The 18,304-nt window shown below is 34.7% G+C and carries 22 protein-coding genes; 6 read left to right on the forward strand and 16 right to left on the reverse strand.

Going from position 1 to position 18,304, the window contains the following annotated elements:
• Positions 1 to 2: 2 nt before the first annotated feature.
• A complete protein-coding gene (nadD, locus tag MV589_RS07955; RefSeq protein ID WP_297433655.1) occupies positions 3 to 563 on the forward strand; it encodes a nicotinate (nicotinamide) nucleotide adenylyltransferase in 561 nt (186 codons plus the stop codon).
• The gene (rsfS, locus tag MV589_RS07960) at positions 535 to 852 is read left to right on the forward strand and encodes a ribosome silencing factor (RefSeq protein WP_297433658.1); all 318 of its coding nucleotides are present in this window, start codon (positions 535 to 537) and stop codon (positions 850 to 852) included. The genes nadD and rsfS overlap by 29 nt, the downstream gene beginning before the upstream one ends.
• On the opposite strand, the gene mltF is transcribed toward rsfS, so the two are convergent.
• The 6 genes from mltF to MV589_RS07990 are packed head-to-tail and all read right to left on the reverse strand — an operon-like array spanning position 838 to position 7,899.
• Positions 838 to 2,232, reverse strand: a complete 1,395-nt coding sequence (mltF, locus tag MV589_RS07965) for a membrane-bound lytic murein transglycosylase MltF (protein ID WP_297433660.1) — start codon at positions 2,230 to 2,232, stop codon at positions 838 to 840. The genes rsfS and mltF overlap by 15 nt on opposite strands.
• A 41-nt stretch (positions 2,233 to 2,273) precedes the next feature.
• Entirely contained in the window at positions 2,274 to 3,551 is a 1,278-nt protein-coding gene (locus MV589_RS07970; RefSeq protein ID WP_297433663.1) for an ArsS family sensor histidine kinase, read from the reverse strand.
• 1 nt (position 3,552) lies between these two features.
• Positions 3,553 to 4,227 carry a response regulator transcription factor gene (locus tag MV589_RS07975; RefSeq protein WP_297433665.1) on the reverse strand — a complete coding sequence of 225 codons (675 nt, stop codon included), beginning with the start codon at positions 4,225 to 4,227 and terminating at the stop codon, positions 3,553 to 3,555.
• Between the two features lie 25 nt (positions 4,228 to 4,252).
• Positions 4,253 to 6,397: a ferrous iron transport protein B gene (gene feoB / locus MV589_RS07980; RefSeq protein ID WP_297433667.1), complete on the reverse strand. Its 2,145-nt coding sequence runs from the start codon at positions 6,395 to 6,397 to the stop codon at positions 4,253 to 4,255.
• Entirely contained in the window at positions 6,394 to 6,621 is a 228-nt protein-coding gene (locus MV589_RS07985; RefSeq protein ID WP_297433669.1) for a FeoA family protein, read from the reverse strand. Before MV589_RS07985 ends, feoB begins: the two co-directional genes overlap by 4 nt.
• 12 nt (positions 6,622 to 6,633) lie before the next feature.
• Positions 6,634 to 7,899 carry a hypothetical protein gene (locus MV589_RS07990; RefSeq protein ID WP_297433671.1) on the reverse strand — a complete coding sequence of 422 codons (1,266 nt, stop codon included), beginning with the start codon at positions 7,897 to 7,899 and terminating at the stop codon, positions 6,634 to 6,636.
• A 158-nt stretch (positions 7,900 to 8,057) separates the two neighbouring features.
• On the opposite strand from MV589_RS07990, the gene MV589_RS07995 reads away from it, so the two are divergent.
• Positions 8,058 to 8,615 carry a CDP-alcohol phosphatidyltransferase family protein gene (locus tag MV589_RS07995; protein WP_297433673.1) on the forward strand — a complete coding sequence of 186 codons (558 nt, stop codon included), beginning with the start codon at positions 8,058 to 8,060 and terminating at the stop codon, positions 8,613 to 8,615.
• A 16-nt stretch (positions 8,616 to 8,631) separates the two neighbouring features.
• On the opposite strand, the gene MV589_RS08000 is transcribed toward MV589_RS07995, so the two are convergent.
• Genes MV589_RS08000 through MV589_RS08010 form a run of 3 tightly spaced genes read right to left on the reverse strand, consistent with a single transcriptional unit; the run spans position 8,632 to position 10,505 of the window.
• Complete coding sequence (locus MV589_RS08000; protein ID WP_297433675.1) at positions 8,632 to 9,018, reverse strand: DoxX family protein; 387 nt, start codon at positions 9,016 to 9,018, stop codon at positions 8,632 to 8,634.
• A 2-nt stretch (positions 9,019 to 9,020) separates the two neighbouring features.
• Complete coding sequence (locus MV589_RS08005) at positions 9,021 to 9,221, reverse strand: hypothetical protein (protein ID WP_297433677.1); 201 nt, start codon at positions 9,219 to 9,221, stop codon at positions 9,021 to 9,023.
• A 39-nt stretch (positions 9,222 to 9,260) separates the two neighbouring features.
• Positions 9,261 to 10,505, reverse strand: a complete 1,245-nt coding sequence (locus tag MV589_RS08010) for a DNA recombination protein RmuC (protein WP_297433679.1) — start codon at positions 10,503 to 10,505, stop codon at positions 9,261 to 9,263.
• Between the two features lie 228 nt (positions 10,506 to 10,733).
• Between MV589_RS08010 and MV589_RS08015 the strand changes: the two genes are divergently transcribed.
• Both MV589_RS08015 and MV589_RS08020 read left to right on the forward strand, forming a co-directional pair.
• Positions 10,734 to 12,257, forward strand: a complete 1,524-nt coding sequence (locus tag MV589_RS08015) for a DEAD/DEAH box helicase (RefSeq protein ID WP_297433681.1) — start codon at positions 10,734 to 10,736, stop codon at positions 12,255 to 12,257.
• Between the two features lie 94 nt (positions 12,258 to 12,351).
• Positions 12,352 to 12,732 (forward strand): HIT family protein, encoded by a 381-nt coding sequence (locus MV589_RS08020; RefSeq protein ID WP_297433683.1) that lies wholly within the window; start codon positions 12,352 to 12,354, stop codon positions 12,730 to 12,732.
• A 15-nt stretch (positions 12,733 to 12,747) separates the two neighbouring features.
• Here the strand turns inward: MV589_RS08020 and MV589_RS08025 are convergent, their stop codons facing one another.
• From MV589_RS08025 to metK, 7 genes are all read right to left on the reverse strand, one after another.
• The gene (locus MV589_RS08025; RefSeq protein ID WP_297433685.1) at positions 12,748 to 13,746 is read right to left on the reverse strand and encodes a beta-ketoacyl-ACP synthase III; all 999 of its coding nucleotides are present in this window, start codon (positions 13,744 to 13,746) and stop codon (positions 12,748 to 12,750) included.
• A complete protein-coding gene (plsX, locus tag MV589_RS08030; RefSeq protein ID WP_297433687.1) occupies positions 13,747 to 14,745 on the reverse strand; it encodes a phosphate acyltransferase PlsX in 999 nt (332 codons plus the stop codon).
• 3 nt (positions 14,746 to 14,748) lie between these two features.
• Positions 14,749 to 14,898 carry a 50S ribosomal protein L32 gene (gene rpmF / locus MV589_RS08035; RefSeq protein ID WP_013326319.1) on the reverse strand — a complete coding sequence of 50 codons (150 nt, stop codon included), beginning with the start codon at positions 14,896 to 14,898 and terminating at the stop codon, positions 14,749 to 14,751.
• A gap of 46 nt (positions 14,899 to 14,944) precedes the next feature.
• Complete coding sequence (locus MV589_RS08040) at positions 14,945 to 15,304, reverse strand: hypothetical protein (RefSeq protein ID WP_297433692.1); 360 nt, start codon at positions 15,302 to 15,304, stop codon at positions 14,945 to 14,947.
• Positions 15,305 to 15,346: 42 nt separating this feature from the next.
• Positions 15,347 to 15,760, reverse strand: a complete 414-nt coding sequence (gene ndk / locus MV589_RS08045) for a nucleoside-diphosphate kinase (protein ID WP_297433694.1) — start codon at positions 15,758 to 15,760, stop codon at positions 15,347 to 15,349.
• Between the two features lie 158 nt (positions 15,761 to 15,918).
• Positions 15,919 to 16,203, reverse strand: coding sequence for a 4Fe-4S dicluster domain-containing protein (locus MV589_RS08050; RefSeq protein ID WP_297433696.1), 285 nt, complete (start codon positions 16,201 to 16,203; stop codon positions 15,919 to 15,921).
• 114 nt (positions 16,204 to 16,317) lie between these two features.
• Positions 16,318 to 17,475: a methionine adenosyltransferase gene (metK, locus tag MV589_RS08055; protein ID WP_297433698.1), complete on the reverse strand. Its 1,158-nt coding sequence runs from the start codon at positions 17,473 to 17,475 to the stop codon at positions 16,318 to 16,320.
• Between the two features lie 167 nt (positions 17,476 to 17,642).
• On the opposite strand from metK, the gene MV589_RS08060 reads away from it, so the two are divergent.
• The gene (locus tag MV589_RS08060; protein ID WP_297433700.1) at positions 17,643 to 18,239 is read left to right on the forward strand and encodes a peroxiredoxin; all 597 of its coding nucleotides are present in this window, start codon (positions 17,643 to 17,645) and stop codon (positions 18,237 to 18,239) included.
• The last annotated feature ends 65 nt before the right edge of the window (positions 18,240 to 18,304 follow it).

Consider the following 18,304-nt stretch of genomic DNA (forward strand, 5'->3'; position numbering starts at 1 on the left):
AAATGGAAACAGTAGCACTCTATGGAGGTTCTTTTGACCCTCCACATATTGGTCATGAAGCGGTTGTAAAAGCACTTAGCGAACTTTCGTTTATTGATAAAACGATTGTAATGCCGACCTATCTCAATCCATTTAAAAGAGCTTTCTTTGCCCCACCAGAGCTGCGTTTGAAATGGTTGAAAAATATTTTTTCTTCTTATAAAAATGTACAAATTAGCTCTTTTGAGGTGGATTTACAAAGGGAAGTGGCTACTGTTGAAACGATTAAATATTTGAAAAAAAAATATTCTAGAATTTACCTCGTAATAGGTGCAGATAATCTAAAATCGCTGCATAAGTGGCAGGATTATGATGAATTGAAAGAGTCAGTCCACTTTATAATAGCAAAAAGAGATGCAGTTACAGTCTCTGATGACTTTATCAAGTTAGAGATTGACGAGAATATTTCTTCTTCATCTTTACGAAAAAATATGGATATAAAAAAATTACCAAAGGCAGTTGCTAAACAAATTGCCCAATACTACAAGGAACACAATGCAAAACAGAATACAAAAAATAACTGATTCACTCGACAAAAACAAAGCAGAAGCAATAGAAGTTTTTGACCTTAATGATAAAAACTACATCGTTGATTATGCGGTTATTGCATCATCACTCGGACAAAAACACACTTTAGCGCTACTAAACCATCTTAAAGATGAGCTCAAACCTCAAGAGTATTTTAACAATGTTGATGAGAGTGGAGACTGGGTTGTGATTGACTTAGGTGATATTCTTATTCATATAATGACTCCTGAATATAGAGTTAAGTATGATATGGAAACATTTTTGAGTGAGTTAGGGAGTCACTAACTTCTCATTTAACTTCTCTAGTATATCTTTATAGTTGTAGATTGACTCTACATACTTCACAGGTTCTTCCCCTCTTGCGTAACCATATTTTAGATTTCTATAATATTTTTTATGAGAGAGAAGTGGAAGCACTATCTTCATGTCACTCCAAACATTTGGATTTAACCCTAACTTTTGTGCTAGTTTACGAGCATCTTGTATATGACCAAATCCAATATTATAAGCAGCAAGTGCAAATTTTAACTTACTCTCATTCTCTACTTCGGGAGGAATATGTTTGATCATCTGCATAAGATGTCTTGTTCCTCCATTAACACTCTCTTTAGGGTCTAGTCTATGTTTTACACCTAACATTTTTGCTGTCTTTTTTGTAAGCATCATAAGCCCACGCACACCAGTAAAACTTTTTGCTCGTGGATTCCAGTGAGACTCCTGATAAGAAACAGCAGCTAAGAGTGTCCATGGTATCGCATATTTTTTTCCTGCTGTTACGAAATATTTTTTATATTTTGGTAATCTACTTTTTATACGCTTATAAAACATTTTTGCATTATAATAATCAAAAAAGAGAATATAACCATAATAGCGATCTTTTAATTGTGTCATTTTTCCTTTTTGGTTATAGTCATTCAGCCATGCGTACATATCCATCGCTAATTTTGGTCTATTTTTTGGAAGTATCCAAGCAAGTTGCTCCCTGGCACTAATAGAAAATGCTAAAGCAATATTTGGAAAATAGCGTAGATTTATAGAGTAAATATTTGAGTCAGCAATGGTACAATCAATTTGATGTTTTGCCACCATCTCTAGTAACTCTTCTGTAGAGTTATCAGAATTAATGACTGCATTTATGTCAAAGCCATCTTTTTTTAATGATGTAATTGTCTCTGCATAACTTGTATCTGCCCCAACCATTATATTGAGCCCTTCTAAGTCCTCTACATCTCGTGGAAATTTATCACCTTTTAACATATCTCTGTTACAGATTACCTGCTCTTGTACCTCAAAATAAGAGGGTCCAAAATTATATTTTGCTTTTCTTTGGGCAGTTTTTGCTAAAGATGCAGAGGTGATGTCAATATCACTGCGTTTAGAGAGTGCTAAAGCTTCTTGAACTGTATGTGCTGCCGTAACATTTAGCTCAACGCCCAAATGCTTGGCATAAGATTTGAGTAAATCATACTCAAATCCCTGTGGACCATCAGCACCTATAATATATGTTGAAGGTGCATTCAAAAGTACTACATTTAACATCCCTCTTCTTTTTATTTTTTCTAAAAGAGAGACTTTTTTTTGAATTTTAGGTTTTGGCACTGGCGCAGGATGACTTACCCACCCTATGGCAAAAGAGAGAAATGCCAGAGAAAAGATAAGTAACATATAAAGGAACTTATTCATTTTATAAGTTTACATTCTTATTCTTATGCAAATATAAAACGGTTTACCCCATCTTCATACTCATAAGCTAAGACCTGATCATGTGCTTTTAAAATAGAATCAACAAGATAAAGCCCCAGTCCAAAACTATTTTTTGAAGGGTTGTCCTTTGTAAATGGTTCTATATAATAGTGTAAAGGATGAGAAAGTCTTTCACCTTTGTTTTCAAAACAGAGCTCTTTTCTCTCATTTATATAGATTCTAATATGTCCATCTGTTGAGTATTTCATTGCATTATCTATCATATTTTTTATAGCAGTTGTGTAGAGTCTGTAGTTAGCATGCATTTTTACCTCACCACTAATCTCAGAGCTAACTCTACTTCTCTCAACCATCGCCATATCAATAGCACCATCAATAATATCAACAAGCCTATACTCACTAAACTCTTTTTTATCATCAACACTCGTCACCTCTTCTATCATCGCAAATTCAGTAACAAGTGCTTCAAGACGTTTAAAAATAGAACTAAATCTATCGCGCTGTTTTTGAGAATCCAACATCTGTGTCGCAATAGTCCCCTTGGCAATTGGTGTTTTAAGTTCATGCATAAGATTGCGTAAAAAAAGAGTACGGGATTCTAATATATTGTTAATACGAACCCTTGCTTTTTCCATCTCATTTGAGACTAAGCCTATTTCATCTTCATTACGTGTTTTAAAGGAGATATCCATATTACCTCTTCCATACAGAGCAATCTTTGTACGCAGACGGATAAGAGGACTTAATTTTCTTAAAACTAAAATAAAAGAGAGACAAATTATGGCAAAAGTTGTTGCATATGCATACAATATATTCACCCAGCTGTATGGGCGGAGTTGGTTATCTTTTATGAGTATATCACCCTTTGGTGTCTCAATTTGAAAGTATATTTTATGTCCAAATTTCAACATAGTTGCACGGAGTTTACTTACGGTATTTTTCGTATACATTCCCTTTGCATTTATCATTAAAGAGGTATTAAAGCTATTAAAACCTTCGCGCTTAAGGATTTTACCTTTGCTTAGTATTTTTTTGGAAACTGCTTCATCTTTTACAACATCAAGATCATATACAGCCAAATTTGCTTCAAGCATAATTTCAGAACTTAAACGCTGTTGGTGTTCACGGTAAATTTGTGTAATCACCGAATATTTTGTAAATATATGGTTTATGTACTGTTCGCGGTTGAGTTTGTAAAATTCAAAGAAAACTATACTGACACTTACTAGAGAGACTATAAGTGCAAAAAGTATAGTGATGAGGACTGCATGGCGTTTCATATTATTTTAAAAGTTTATAACCAACACCACGAACTGATTCTATAAGAGACTTGTCTCCAAGTTTATTGCGAATACGCCCCACCATAACATCTATGCTTTTATTTGAAGAGTCCTCATTGATTGCGTTTACATTATGAATCAAATCTTCACGAGAAACTACAAGCCCTTGTTTACTTATCATATATGATAAAATTCCAAACTCTGCGTTTGTAAGCTCAATATTGCGTCCTTTATATGTGATGGTCATTGTCTCTTTATCACATTTAAAGTCACTTTTATTCTCTTCTTTTGCTTCCGTTTTTGCTTCATAACGACGAAGTACTGAGTGAATACGCGCTTCAAGTTCTCGTGGATCATAAGGCTTTGGAAGGTAATCATCTGCACCAAGTTCAAGTGCTTTTATTTTATCTGTAACATCACTTCTAGCACTTGAAATGATAATAGGAATATCTTGACGTTCACGAATAGCCTCGCACACTTCAAGTCCGTCCATTCCCGGTAGTGTCAAATCCAAAATAACTAAATCAAAAGGTTCAAGTTTTAAAATACTTACTGCCTTAAAAGGGTCATCTTCAGTAATTACTTCAAAATCAAACTGCTCAAGATACTCAGTAAGTATCTCAGCAAGTTCTAAATCATCTTCTATCATTAATATTTTTTGTTTTTTATCTGACATTTTTTAACCTTTTTTTAATATTATATCACATTAACATTAGTGTAACTCTATAGCCTATAAATGCTAAGCTATATGCTACCACAGAAGTAAAAACAAAAAGATAAAATGCATATTTCCAACTTCCTGCTTCTTTAGCAAAGACCGTTGTTGCTGCCAAACACGGCAGATATATCATAATGACAATTATAAACGCAACAGCGGAAGCAAAAGGAATATTTTTACGAATATTATTTGCCAAAGATTTTGATGATTCATCTACATCTCCACCAATAGAGTAAAGAACACCTAAAGTAGAAACAACCACCTCTTTTGCTGCCAAACCAGCTTGTAGTGCTACATTCATTTTCCAATCAAAACCAAGTGGTGCGACAATAGGTTGTGTAAATTTGCCCAACCTTCCTAAATAACTCTCTCCTAGTTGTGCTTCTGCAAGTTGATTTTCTAAAAGTGCTTTTTGTTTGACACTGACACTTTTTTCAATCTTTGCAGCATAAACTTTATCGAGATTTACATCATGAGGATAGTTACTTAAGAACCAAACTAATATTGCAGCACCAGCAATGAAAGTACCTGCTTTTTTAAGATACATAATAGTCTGCGTTAAAACAGTATGCCAAATAAGCTTCAACGTAGGAAGTCTATACTTTGGCATTTCCATAACAAATGGTTCATCTACACCCTTAAACGCAGTAATCTTCAAAACTTTTGCAAATATAAGCCCTAAAATCGCACCTGAAATATAGATACCAAAAAGGACATTTCCTGCCATACTTTGAGCAAAGAACGCCCCAGTAAAAAGTACATATACAGGAAGCCTTGCTCCACATGACATAAATCCAATGATAAAAAGCGTTAAGAGTCTATCTCTGTCATTTTTCAAAATTCTCGCACTCATATATGCTGGAATAGAACAACCAAACCCTGTTACAAGCGGAATAAAGCTCTGCCCGTGCAAGCCAAACTTATGAAAAAATCCATCGAGTAAAAAGGCAACACGACTCATATAACCCGTTGTTTCGAGTAGTGCAATACCAATAAATAAAATAATAATATTTGGCGTAAAAAGCACAACAGCACCAACACCGCCAATAATTCCATCAACAACTAAAGAGCGTACATCGTCATTTGATATTGTTGGAGCTATAGTGGTTCCAAGCCATGTGAAAAAGGCACTTATCCAATCCATTGGAATATTTCCAAGTGTGAAAGTCAACTGAAACAGACTCCACATAAAAAATAAAAATATGGGAATACCGAAAATAGGATGGATTAGAAGCCTATCTATTTTCTCTGTTAATGTTTTTGCCTCATGCTTTGTTGTTGTTTGCTTCACAACTTCTGCGACTATACCACGGTTAAACGCAGCATATTCTTCTGCAAATGCCTCTTTTATATCATCAGTATTATGATGCAATTCTATATGTTTTGAAGCTTCTATGACAATAGGTTGCAGTTCTGTCCATATAGGCTCTTCATGCAGTTTCTCATAAGTTTTTTTATTCTCTTTAAGTAGATTAATCGCTATATTTCTATAACTGTTTACAGCTTGAAAATTATGCTTTTGTAAATAAGAGACAATATTTTCTATCTCCTCTTCAACTGCTTCACTAAAAATAAGTTTAGGCTCTTTTTTCTCCCCTTCAAACTTTTTCACAACAGTATCAATTAACTCTTCAATCCCTGTTTTTGCAGCTGCCGAAACTTTTACACAAGGAATATTGAGCAGTTCACTCATATATTGTGCATTTACTTCTATGCCCTCTTTATCCGCTTCATCACTCATATTTAGCGCTATTACAAGTTTTTTACTCATTGTGAGCAGTTCAGAAGTAAGTTGAAGATTTTTTTCTAAATTGGTAGAGTCCATAACATTAATAATAATGTCATACTCTTCAGCACACAAATAGTTATGTGTAACTCTCTCTTCTATTGTATAATCAGTAAAAGCATAGGTTCCTGGCAAATCAACAACTGTAAATTTATAATCTTTATAATCAAAAAGCACTTCTGTTTTATCAACCGTTACACCAGAAAAATTTCCAACATGTAGATGTGCATTACTCACCGAGTTAATGAGCATACTTTTTCCAACATTTGGTTGTCCGACAAGTGCTACTTTAATATGTTTGGCAGTTATTGGACAAATTATTTTTTCATTACTCTCTTTCATATCTCTTTTACCTCTATTTGTGCAGCTTCTTCAGAACGAAGTGCCAAACGCATCTTCCCCACCTTAATTTCAATAGTCTTTTTACGTGGAGCCTGTGCCAATACTTCTAACTCAGCATCTTTCATAATACCAAAAGAGATAAGTCTCTGTTTCAAATCATACGCTGCATTTAGCTTAGAAACTTTTACTTTTTCACCTCTGTCACAATCTAACAAATTTTTCATTTGACTCTCTTTTTAAAAATTATAATGTAGCATTACCTGCGCACGGTTCCAGTCATTAGCTGTTTTTGCACTACTTTGTCTATCCTCTTCAATCACATACACACCACTTACAATAAACTCATCATTTACATTGTATTCAAGCCCAATATCTTGTTCCCTAATATGGGCTTTAATATTTAAACTGTCCTTGCCACCAAAAAAATTACCATATGCATAAAGAAGGTTAAAATTATCATAATTATACGACATTCCACTAACAATAGCCTGAGCTTTTCTATCTATTGCTATTACATCTATTGTCATCGTATCCATACTTGTAAAAAGGGAACCTCCACCTGCTCCTAAATAGAATTTATTACCATGAGAAGCATCACAACTGTTGTAGGCAAAGTTTACCCCAAGACCACTAAATATAAATTCCAACATTCCACCGTAAACATCTGCATCATATCCACTGCTTGAGAGTTCATCTTCTTTTAAAAGTTGTACCATTGCGTGCAGATTCACACTTTTTGTAAGAGGATAATTTATACCTGTGTCAAAATAAATTGCATTTGTGGTATCTGTAAAATTATAAAACCAAGTATTAAGCTCATAAACATCATCATAACTGACTCCAGCAAAATTTATCCCATTTTTTACAATAGCACTCCAACCCTTATCCAAATCGGCATCAATACCCTGCCAATTATTTATGCGTCCTGCCATTAAGTTAAATCCACTAAGTTTATAACTAGCCACATACGCTTCAAAACTATTTTGAATCATTCTAGTATCATCACTATCCGCAAGTGGAGTGTCTAGCTGCTGTCGACCAGCTCTAAAATTAAAATTTTTATGCATATAGTTGATGTATGCTTCTCCTATTGTTGTATATTCCCCTTTTGATGAAGAGAGCTCATCATTATGTACTTCATTTTTCCCACTTGCAAGAGGAATGTCATGCGAAGTATAAACCGCTACACCAGCATTGAAACCATTAAACTCTGCCAACTCATACTTTAATATTCCACCTATAGCTGTTGCATAGTCGTTTGCGACTCCACTCTCTTTTTGCTTATATCCGGCATACATGGTTTTAAATTGTCCTGAAACTTTTCCATCTTTAAACATATGTTTAAAATTATCTACCATAGATACATTCTTATCTTGCATCTTTGAGACTTGTCCCATTACCTCTTTTACAGAGTGCAAGCGCTTTCTTGGTGCAACTTCCCCAGCAGTTAAAGCTACACTAAGAGAAGTTATAAAAAGCATTGTCAATACACTTTTAGCCATCTTCATCCATATACCCCTAAATAATTTTCAGAAATAGTAACCATTATCAACTTATATTTTACTTAGTAATGATAATAAATATCATTACTGTATCTATTTTATTTCTCTGTTTATATCCATTTGCTATAATTACCTTTCAATAATTACTAAGGAACAGTATGAAATTTTTATGGACACCCACTTCGCATTTTAATCTAGCCAATCTTTTTACTTTTGTAAATATAGCAGCTGGGCTTATGGCAACTTACTTTATCACACAAAATAATTTTGTTCTTGCAATTATTTTAGCGTGGATTGGTGGTGCATTTGATATTTTTGATGGAAAAATTGCTCGTAAATATAATCTTTCAAATGAATTTGGTATTCAACTAGACAGCTTTGCAGACTTTTTAAGTTTTGTCCTTGTTCCTGTGTTTTTAATCTTTCAAGCATCTTATGCTCCAACACTTAGCGGATTTTGGCTTATTATTGCTGCAGTTGTAAGTATATACTATGTTATTTCAGGACTACGCCGCCTTATACATTTTAATATAAATGCAGATGCAGGAGAAGTTGAAAACTATTTTACAGGTGTTCCTACTCCTCTTGGAGCTATACTTTTATGGCTGACATATTTACTCAACACCTACGCTATTTTACCTGCTGGCGGTGTTATTTTATTTATGCTTGTCATTGGATGGAGCCTTAATTCAACTATAAAAGTAAAACATCCCTAGTTTTACTTTTATCATTTTACTTTGAGTTTACCCCATAGCGCCCAGTTCCTATTAGCACAATCACTAATGCCATTACAAAAAACATAAGCGGCGTTTCAAAACTAAATGCACCATATTTTGTAAATGAGAGATGAAATCCATAAGCAAGATAGATAGCCATCAACATATTAAACGCAACAATACCTGAAGCGATACGCCCATAAAGTCCTAAAATAATAAACAAAGGAGCAATAAGTTCTCCTACATAAACACCATAGGCAAAAAATGCGGGTAAGCCAGCAGAAATAACTAGAGCGTGTACGCCACCTATGCCATGGATTAATTTATGAATACCATGCGCTAAAAGCAAAGATCCAAGTGTCACACGTAAAAGCAGTTTCGCAATATCTGGATATGTAGGCATTTTTATTTCTCCTGTGCTTGTTGTTTTCTAAATTTACACGAACCAATAGTTATCTCTTTACCCTTAGAAATAACCTCTTTTACATAGCGCAGTGTTCCTTGCACATCTGCATCACCTATCTCTTCTTCAATAATTTTTAAAAGCTCATTCTCATCTGTTAAAGTCCATTTTTTTTCATAATTGTAGCGCGTTTGAATTTGCATATTTATCCTTTTAACTTCACAATCATAGCAAAATTAAACTCAAAATTTCTCACTCTTAAGTGAAAGCTCTTTTTTAGGCTTCAAGCCTAACTCTTTCATTGTTTGTGCTCTTTTTATAACATTCCCTTTTCCGCTGCTAAGTCTATTCATCGCTTTATCATAAGCATCATGAGCTTTGTTTAGATGCGCTTCTATATTTTGCATCTCCTCCACAAAAAGCACTAGTTTGTCATACATCGCTTCAGCCTCTTTAGCTATTTTTTGTGCATGTTCTTCCTGTCTTTGTGTACGCCAAATATGTTCTATAGTTCGTAGCGTAACAAGTAGAGTCGAAGGAGAGACTACAAGTATTTGACTCTCATATGCATGCTTAAAAAATTCACCATCCTCTTCAAGCGCAAGTAAAAATGCTCCTTCAATTGGCATAAAAAGAAGTACAAAATCAAGTGTATTTACCCCTTGCAATTTTTCATACTCTTTGTTAGAAAGTTCTTTAATATGCGCAGAAATACTTGCTATATGCTCACGAAGTGCTCTCTTTTTGGCTGCCTCATCCTCTGCGTTTACAAAACGCTCATACGCCACAAGTGAAACTTTTGAATCAACAATAATATCTCTATTTTGCGGCATATGAATAATAACATCTGGTCTATATGTTCTATTTTCATCTGATTTTAGTGTTGCTTGGAGTTCATACTCCACACCTTTTCTCAAGCCTGATTGTTCCAAAATATTTTCTAAAACAAGCTCACCCCAGTTTCCCTGCATTTTGTTTTCAGATTTTAGTGCTTTAGTAAGGTTAAGCGCCTCTTGTGAGAGTTGCTCATTCATCTTTTGTAAACGCAGTAGTTCATCTTTAAGTAAAAAACGCTCTTTAATATCTACTTCAAACTGCTGGCGTGACTGTTTAGAAAAATTTGCCACCTGCTCCCGAAAAGGTGCCAAAAGCAACTCAATTTGCTCTTTATTTAAGGCTCCAAACTCTTTTGATTTCTCATCAAAAATTTTGTTGGAAAGCATTTTAAACTCTAAAGACAACTCCTCTTTTGTGCGTTTAAGTGTCTCTATTTTCTCTTTTGAGTAGTACATTTCATTTTCATATCTTGTATTTAACACAGCATAATCTATTTCTAAACTCTTATACTCCTGCTCAAGCTCTTTAAACTCTTGTACTTTTTTAATTAATATTTTATTTACCGAAAGCTCTTTTACATAAAGAATCACAAACACCAGCAATATAACAAGAAGCAAAGCACCTGCAATTAACAGAAGATTCAGATCCATACATCATCCTAATATTTTTTCTTTATTATATCTTTTATTGTCTTTTGTAACATTATAAATTAATTTAATTAATAACATTTCTATTTTTAATGAAAATTTAGAAATATTTCGCTATAATTCCACAAATATTTTAAGGGGAAGATGCCCTGATAGACCTGAGTACATTTTAGAGAACTTGCGTCATCTCCTTATATATAAAAAGGCTACTTAAAGCCACAAAGGATAATGATGCAAGAAAATGCACAAATAGAAGAACCGACAATCACTTTTGATTCATTAGGTTTAAAACCAGAGATATTAAAAAGCGTAAAATTTGCAGGTTTTACTGTACCTTCACCAATTCAAGAACAAGCTATTCCTGTTGTTTTAGCAGGTCGTGATATGGTTGGACAAGCACATACTGGTACTGGTAAAACAGCTGCGTTTAGTCTTCCTGCACTAAATAATATGAAACTAGACGGAAGCGTTGAGCTTTTAGTAATCACACCAACTCGTGAACTTACAACACAAGTAAGTGATGAAATTTTCAAATATGGTCGTAACTTAGGTGTAAAAACTGTTACTGTTTATGGCGGTAGCTCATACAAACGCCAACTTGACCTTATAGGTAGAGGTGCATCAGTTGTTGTTGCAACACCTGGTAGAATGCTCGACATTCTTAAACGCGGTATGCTTAATAACTTTGCACCAAGTATGGTTGTTCTTGATGAAGCTGATGAGATGCTTGATATGGGATTTTTAGATGATATTAATGAAATATTTTCATATCTTCCAACAAATCGTCAAACACTTCTTTTTTCAGCAACAATGCCACAACCAATTAAAACACTTGCTGCAAAAATTTTAAAAGATCCTGAGTTTATCTCTATCACTAAAGGTGAAACAACAAATACAGACATCGAACAACTCTACTATGTAATTGATGAGCATGAACGTGATGATGCTATTATCCGTCTTATGGATTCAGAACAAACAAAAAAAGCAGTAGTGTTTTGTCGTACAAAATCTGAAGTAGATAGACTCTCAAATGTTCTAAGCAATGCAGGTTACCTTGCAAATGGTCTGCATGGAGATATGGAACAACGTCAACGTGAGACTGTTATTAAAGGGTTTAAAAGTGACTCTATAAAAGTTCTTGTTGCTACTGATGTTGCTGCTCGTGGTATTCATGTAAACAATATTGAACATGTATTTAACTACCATATTCCATTTGACCCAGAGAGTTATGTTCACCGTATCGGTAGAACTGGTCGTGCAGGTACAAAAGGAAAAGCAATTACACTTTTAACTCCATTAGAGTTTAAAGAGTTGCAACGCATTAAGAAAAAAGTTGGTACATCTATGGAGCATGCATTTGTTCCTAGTAAAACAGATCTTCGTGCAACTACAATTGATAAAATTGTAACAAATATTGAAAATCAAAAAATCTATGATGAAGCACATGTAGTCATCGAAAGATTGAGAGATGATATTGATGAAGAGACTATTATGTTCAAACTTATCTCTATGATTTTAGATAAACAAGACATTAAGGGACCAAGTAACATCGGTATTCCTGCTGATAAACTTGTAGCTATTTTGGAGCGTGCTTCTAAACGCAATGACAACAGAAGAGGTGGTCGTGGTGGTAGTTATCGTGGTAACAACCGTAACCGTTCTGGCGGTAGTCGTAGCCGTAGTAATTCTAGCCGTGATGGCGGTGGATACAGAGGTAACAGAAGTAATTCTAACCGCAACAGAAACAGAGACTAAAAACTCCTCCACTCTTAAAATGTTCCTCTTTTGGAACATTTCTCCAAACTCAATAAATACAATAAACTCCATAAAATTTTGATATAATGAACTTATGAAAAATTTAATTATATACGAAAACTCCCATTTTTACATAGAAAAAGAGAAAAGTGAAATCCCTTGGGTTAAAATATTTTCTAAAGAACCATACAAAGAGCTAGGTGATATGCCAAAAGCATTGCGTTTAGAATTATGGGAAATATATTATATTGTCGAGGAGGAGATGAAAAAATATTACAAACCCCATAAAATAAATATGGCATCATTTGCAAATATGCTTCCTCGTGTCCATATACATGTTATGGCAAGATATAAGGAAGATAGTTACTTTCCTAACCCTATGTGGGGAAAAAAGCTACGAGAATCAAATTTAAAATTGCCAAAAGAGGAGCTATTTTATAAAAATCTGTTCCATGCATTAAGCAATAAAAATTAATAAATTTTTTTTAAATTATTTAGTTGGTGCAAATGGAATCAAAGCACTTCCCCAAGTAAGCCCTCCACCAAAGGCATCAAGAAGCATCATTTCACCTGCTTGAAGTTTACCAGATTCATATAAGTCATTTATCGCCATTGGGATAGAAGCTCCAGATGTATTACCATATTTTTCAACCGTAATTACAACTTGATCTTCTCTCATATTTAAGGCATCACCAACCGCTTTAATAATACGTAAGTTTGCTTGATGCGGAATGAAATGTTTAATATCTTCACTTTTAATATTATTATCTTCTAAAATCTCTTTTACATCTTTAGTCAATGTACGTACTGCAACTTTAAAAGTCTCATTTCCTTTCATCTGCATGAAACAATTAGCAGCTTCACCTTCAAGAGAATCATGAGCCGAACCTGTACCACCATTTGGAGTCATAAGCAGATCGGCATACTCTCCATCAGCACCAGTGTGAATATCAATAATAGCTTCATCTTTGTTATTTGTAGCGGAGATAACAGCAGATCCTGCCCCATCACCAAATAAAATACAAGTTCCTCTATCAGTGTAGTCCGTAATGGCAGAGAGTTTTTCAGCACCTACAATAAGAACATTTTTTTTCATTCCAGATTCAATAAATGCTTTAGCAATAGAGATAGCATAAATAAATCCAGTACATGCAGCAGTAATATCAAACGCAGTCGCACCTTTGATGCCTAGTTTATTTGCAATAACCGTAGCAGTTGATGGCATACAAAAATAATCAGGTGAAATTGTAGCAGTCACAACAAGATCAATATCTTCCAGTGCAACACCACTTCTATCTAATGCTTTTTGTGCAGCCTTAACGCCTAAATCACTTGTAAATTCAGTGTCAGCCGCGATATGACGCTCTTTAATACCTGTTCTTTTTGTAATCCACTCATCTGAAGTATCAACCATTTTTGATAAATCACTATTTGTTAATATTTTCTCAGGTACATAAGCACCAATTGATCTAAAAGCTGCATAAGCCATCTATAAATCCTTTTGTTTTAACTCTTCTAAACGCTTAATAATATGTTCATTTACGCCCGTATCAACATAACTGATAGCCTGATAAATTGCATTTTCAATAGCTTTGGCATTACTTTTACCATGACTAACGATTGCACATCCTTTTATCCCTATAAGTGGAGCACCACCTACTTCAGCATAATCAATCTCTTTTTTAAGAAGTTTGAAAACTTTACGCATTAAAAGTGCCCCAGTAATTCTAATAGGTGATTTTTTAATATAATCTTTTAAAAGTCCTGAAATTGTAGAAGCAACACCTTCACTCGTTTTTAGAACAAGATTTCCAATAAAACCATCGCAAGTAATAACATCACAACTTCCGTTGAATATATCGCCACCTTCAACATTCCCTTTAAAGCCAGGGTAACCCTCTAAGAGTTTAAACGCAGCCTTTGTGACTTCATTCCCTTTTGATGACTCTTCCCCATTTGCAAGAAGTCCAATCGAAGGTTCTTTAATACTAAGTACATCTTCAGCATAACATCCACCCATCACGGCAAATTCTGCTAAATGTACTGCTTTTGAGTCAACATTTGCACCTACATCAAGTAAAATTGAACGTCTGTTTAATTTTGTAGGCATAAGCGTCACAAGGGCAGGACGAGAGACACCTTTTAGACGTCCAAGTCTTAAAGTAGCTAATGTCATTGTTGCACCACTGTGTCCAGCTGAAACAACACCATCAGCTTCACCATTTCTTACGAGATCTACAGCGCAATATATGCTACTATCTTTTCGTTTTACTGCATCTGTAGCAGCATCACTCATAGATATAACATCATCACATTCGACAATTAAAATCTTATCTCTATAACGTTTTGGTAACAGAGGTAAAATTTCTGATTTTTTACCTACAAGAATAGGTGTAAAATGACGCTTTGAAAGTGCTTTAACACATCCCTTTACAATTGGCTCGGGACCAAAGTCCCCACCCATTGCATCAATGGCTATCTTAACCATTAATTATTTATACTCACCAGTAGTTGGATTAATGTGGTGTGGTAATCTATAAGTTCCATCTTTGTCTTTAACTGGACGTGCTAATGAAATTTTGTAATGTGTTCTTCTTTTTGCTGAACGTGAGTGAGATACTCTTCTCTTAGGTACTGCCATAGTAATTTTTTCCTTTTATTTAATTTTACAAGACCGACTAGGTCACTTAATTTTGTTCTTTGCAATTATCACACGAGTGATAATCACTTTTAATGAGCTCAATTTCAGAGTTTAATAACTCTTGCATATCTACCTGCCCATCAAATGATTCAACAACATCCAAATTGAGGCTGCCATCATCTTCATAAAGTCCATCACTGATGAGGAACTCTACTTTTTCACTTAAATCCATACAAAATTCATCTCCACAGATATCACACTGAGTTTTAAGAGAACCTTTAATATTTGCACTAAGTAAAATTAATTTCCCTTTATAATACTCTAAATGACCTTTAAAGCTTATCCCATTAGATTCTAATGAAAAATCCAATGGTGTAGATGTTACTTTTCTTAGCACAACTCTCATGGAATCATCCTAAAAAAAAGAAAAAATGAATTTTCATTAAACTTAAGAAATTTCTCTTTGAGAGAAAAAGAATGCAATTTCATTTGCTGCATTTTCAACAGAATCACTTCCGTGAACTGCGTTTGCATCTATATTTTCAGCAAAATCTGCACGGATTGTGCCAGCTTCAGCTTCTTTAGGGTTTGTTGCACCCATTAAATCACGATTTTTTTGCATTGCGTTTTCGCCTTCTAAAACTGTAACAACAACTGGACCACTGATCATAAAATCAACTAAATCGTTGAAGAAAGGTCTCTCAGCATGAACTGCATAAAATGCTTCTGCATCTGCACGTGATAATTGAAGTTTTTTAGTCGCAGCGATACGAAGACCATTGCTTTCAAAACGGTCTAAAATTTTGCCTATAACACCTTTTGCAACTGCATCTGGTTTGATTATTGATAGTGTTCTTTCCATCAAATCTCCTCTGAAAATATAAAATTAGAGTGGAATTATACCTGAAAAAAAATTGTTTTTAGTTTAAATAAGAAAATTGAGCTGATTTTACTCTGTTTGAAGTTTAAAAAGAAGAGTTGTAAAGCGCCAAATTGGCACTTTACAAAATAAAAATATTACTATTCTACCACTGGTTCGTGGTTTGAGCGTTGCTCATCAGTAATATCTTCGCGATGCTCTGGAGAATCACCAATAGCATCCCAAGTAATACAACCCTCAGTTGGACATGCAGTTGCACATGCTGGTTCGTCATGATGACCAACACACTCTACACATTTATCACCATACACGTAGTAAATTTCTTCACCTGTTGGATTATCATCTTCATCTACAATTGCTTCTACTGGACATTCGTCTATACAAGCACCACAGTTAATACAAGTATCACCAATAATTACTGCCATTATCTTCTCCTAATTTTTTATCAAGGTAACTATACACTTTAGAATTTTAAATATAGCTAAAAACTCTTTATATATCTAAAATATGTAGCTTTTAGTTACATATAATTCTAAAAATCAGATACCTAAATAGCTTTTAATTTCATCAACTCTATCTGTTTTTTCCCAACTAAAGCCATCTTCTTCACGTCCAAAGTGTCCATAAGCTGCTGTTTTTCTATATATAGGTTTCAATAGATCAAGTGATTTAATTATTCCAGCAGGAGAGAGATCAAAAATATCCTTCACGCAGCTCTCAATATTATCTTCTGAAACTTTTCCTGTACCATGTGTATCTACCATAATGGAAACAGGCTGAACAACACCAATCGCATATGCTACTTGGATAGTTACTCTATCACATGCACCAGAAGCTACAAGATTTTTGGCAACCCAGCGAGCTGCATACGCAGCACTTCTATCGACCTTGGTCGGATCTTTTCCTGAAAATGCTCCACCACCATGAGGACAACTACCACCATAAGTATCTACTATTATCTTACGCCCAGTAAGTCCTGCATCACCTTGTGGTCCACCTATTACAAATTTTCCAGTTGGATTAATGTGAAAAACAGTCTCTTCGCTTAGCATATCTGCAGGAATGACCTCTTTTATGACCTCTTTAATCATATCCTCACGAATCAACTCTTGTGAAATTCCCTCATGATGTTGCGTAGAAATAACAACAGTTTCAACAGATACAGGCTTATCATCAATATATTTTACACTGATTTGTGCTTTTCCATCAGGACGAAGATAAGGGACAATCCCCTCTTTACGAACATAAGCCAGTCGTTGTGTTAAACGGTGTGCTAAATGAATAGGAAGCGGCATCAAAACATCTGTTTCACGACAAGCATAACCAAACATCAAACCTTGATCACCAGCACCTGTCTCTCCACCTGCCTGATCAACTCCCTGATTTATATCAGGAGATTGTTCCCCTATTCCATTTAAAACAGCCGCAGAGCGGTAGTCAAATCCATAAGTTGCATCCGTATATCCAATACTTTGAATAACTTCTCTTGCAATCTCTTGCATTGGCGCATACGCCGTAGTCTTCAGTTCGCCTGCAATTACACAAAAACCATTAGACACGAGAGTTTCACACGCCACTCTCGCATTTTTATCATTTTCAATAATATAATCCAGAACTGCATCACTGATTTGATCTGCCATCTTATCAGGGTGCCCTTCTGTTACAGACTCTGAAGTAAATATATACTCTTTCGTCATCGATTTTCCTTATTGAAGTACAGAGTCAAGCTCCATAAATCGTTGCAATTATAACCAAAAATATAAAACTTTTCTTTAACATATAAAAGTTCCTCTTTACGTTCAGAACTTTGTTAAGATACTTTAGATAAAATCATCTTATAAATTTAATATACAAGGACAAATATATGTTAGTAACAAACCCAGCTCCAGATTTTACAGCTACTGCAGTTTTAGCAGACGGATCAATCGTTGAAGATTTTAAATTGAGTGAAAATTTCGGTGAAAAAGGTACAGTTGTATTTTTTTATCCACTAGATTTTACTTTTGTTTGCCCATCAGAAATCATTGCATTTTCACATAGACATGATGAATTTAAAAGTCGTGGTGTAAATGTTGTAGGTATCTCTGTAGATTCACAATTTTCACACTTCGCTTGGAGAGAAACTCCAGTTGAAAAAGGTGGTATTGGACACATTAACTTCCCATTAGTTGCAGACCTTACAAAAAACATCGCTCGTGATTATGATGTACTTTTAAATGATGCTGTTGCACTTCGTGGTTCATTTTTAATTGACAACAATGGTATTGTTCGTCACGCAGTTGTAAACGACCTTCCACTTGGAAGAAATGTTGATGAGATGTTAAGAATGATTGATGCACAACAATTTACTGACGAGTTCGGTGAAGTATGTGCTGCTGGTTGGCAAAAAGGTGATGAAGGTATGAAAGCAGACGCCGAAGGTGTTGCTGAGTATCTTGCAAAACACGAATCAGAGTTATAAGAGACTCTTTTTTGTAGACAGAGAATTTATTCTCTGTCTAATTTATCTAAAGCTTTTTCACTCGC

This window comes from Sulfurimonas sp., assembly GCF_026991475.1.
GTDB lineage: Bacteria > Campylobacterota > Campylobacteria > Campylobacterales > Sulfurimonadaceae > Sulfurimonas.

Excerpts from the sequence above, each read along its gene's own strand:
- nadD (WP_297433655.1), top strand. The coding sequence starts at position 3 with ATGGAAACAGTAGCACTCTATGGAGGTTCTTTTGACCCTCCACATATT.
- rsfS (WP_297433658.1), top strand. The coding sequence starts at position 535 with ATGCAAAACAGAATACAAAAAATAACTGATTCACTCGACAAAAACAAA.
- mltF (WP_297433660.1), bottom strand. The coding sequence starts at position 2,232 with ATGTTACTTATCTTTTCTCTGGCATTTCTCTCTTTTGCCATAGGGTGG.
- MV589_RS07970 (WP_297433663.1), bottom strand. The coding sequence starts at position 3,551 with ATGAAACGCCATGCAGTCCTCATCACTATACTTTTTGCACTTATAGTC.
- MV589_RS07975 (WP_297433665.1), bottom strand. The coding sequence starts at position 4,227 with ATGTCAGATAAAAAACAAAAAATATTAATGATAGAAGATGATTTAGAA.
- feoB (WP_297433667.1), bottom strand. The coding sequence starts at position 6,397 with ATGAAAGAGAGTAATGAAAAAATAATTTGTCCAATAACTGCCAAACAT.
- MV589_RS07985 (WP_297433669.1), bottom strand. The coding sequence starts at position 6,621 with ATGAAAAATTTGTTAGATTGTGACAGAGGTGAAAAAGTAAAAGTTTCT.
- MV589_RS07990 (WP_297433671.1), bottom strand. The coding sequence starts at position 7,899 with ATGGCTAAAAGTGTATTGACAATGCTTTTTATAACTTCTCTTAGTGTA.
- MV589_RS07995 (WP_297433673.1), top strand. The coding sequence starts at position 8,058 with ATGAAATTTTTATGGACACCCACTTCGCATTTTAATCTAGCCAATCTT.
- MV589_RS08000 (WP_297433675.1), bottom strand. The coding sequence starts at position 9,018 with ATGCCTACATATCCAGATATTGCGAAACTGCTTTTACGTGTGACACTT.
- MV589_RS08005 (WP_297433677.1), bottom strand. The coding sequence starts at position 9,221 with ATGCAAATTCAAACGCGCTACAATTATGAAAAAAAATGGACTTTAACA.
- MV589_RS08010 (WP_297433679.1), bottom strand. The coding sequence starts at position 10,505 with ATGGATCTGAATCTTCTGTTAATTGCAGGTGCTTTGCTTCTTGTTATA.
- MV589_RS08015 (WP_297433681.1), top strand. The coding sequence starts at position 10,734 with ATGCAAGAAAATGCACAAATAGAAGAACCGACAATCACTTTTGATTCA.
- MV589_RS08020 (WP_297433683.1), top strand. The coding sequence starts at position 12,352 with ATGAAAAATTTAATTATATACGAAAACTCCCATTTTTACATAGAAAAA.
- MV589_RS08025 (WP_297433685.1), bottom strand. The coding sequence starts at position 13,746 with ATGGCTTATGCAGCTTTTAGATCAATTGGTGCTTATGTACCTGAGAAA.
- plsX (WP_297433687.1), bottom strand. The coding sequence starts at position 14,745 with ATGGTTAAGATAGCCATTGATGCAATGGGTGGGGACTTTGGTCCCGAG.
- rpmF (WP_013326319.1), bottom strand. The coding sequence starts at position 14,898 with ATGGCAGTACCTAAGAGAAGAGTATCTCACTCACGTTCAGCAAAAAGA.
- MV589_RS08040 (WP_297433692.1), bottom strand. The coding sequence starts at position 15,304 with ATGAGAGTTGTGCTAAGAAAAGTAACATCTACACCATTGGATTTTTCA.
- ndk (WP_297433694.1), bottom strand. The coding sequence starts at position 15,760 with ATGGAAAGAACACTATCAATAATCAAACCAGATGCAGTTGCAAAAGGT.
- MV589_RS08050 (WP_297433696.1), bottom strand. The coding sequence starts at position 16,203 with ATGGCAGTAATTATTGGTGATACTTGTATTAACTGTGGTGCTTGTATA.
- metK (WP_297433698.1), bottom strand. The coding sequence starts at position 17,475 with ATGACGAAAGAGTATATATTTACTTCAGAGTCTGTAACAGAAGGGCAC.
- MV589_RS08060 (WP_297433700.1), top strand. The coding sequence starts at position 17,643 with ATGTTAGTAACAAACCCAGCTCCAGATTTTACAGCTACTGCAGTTTTA.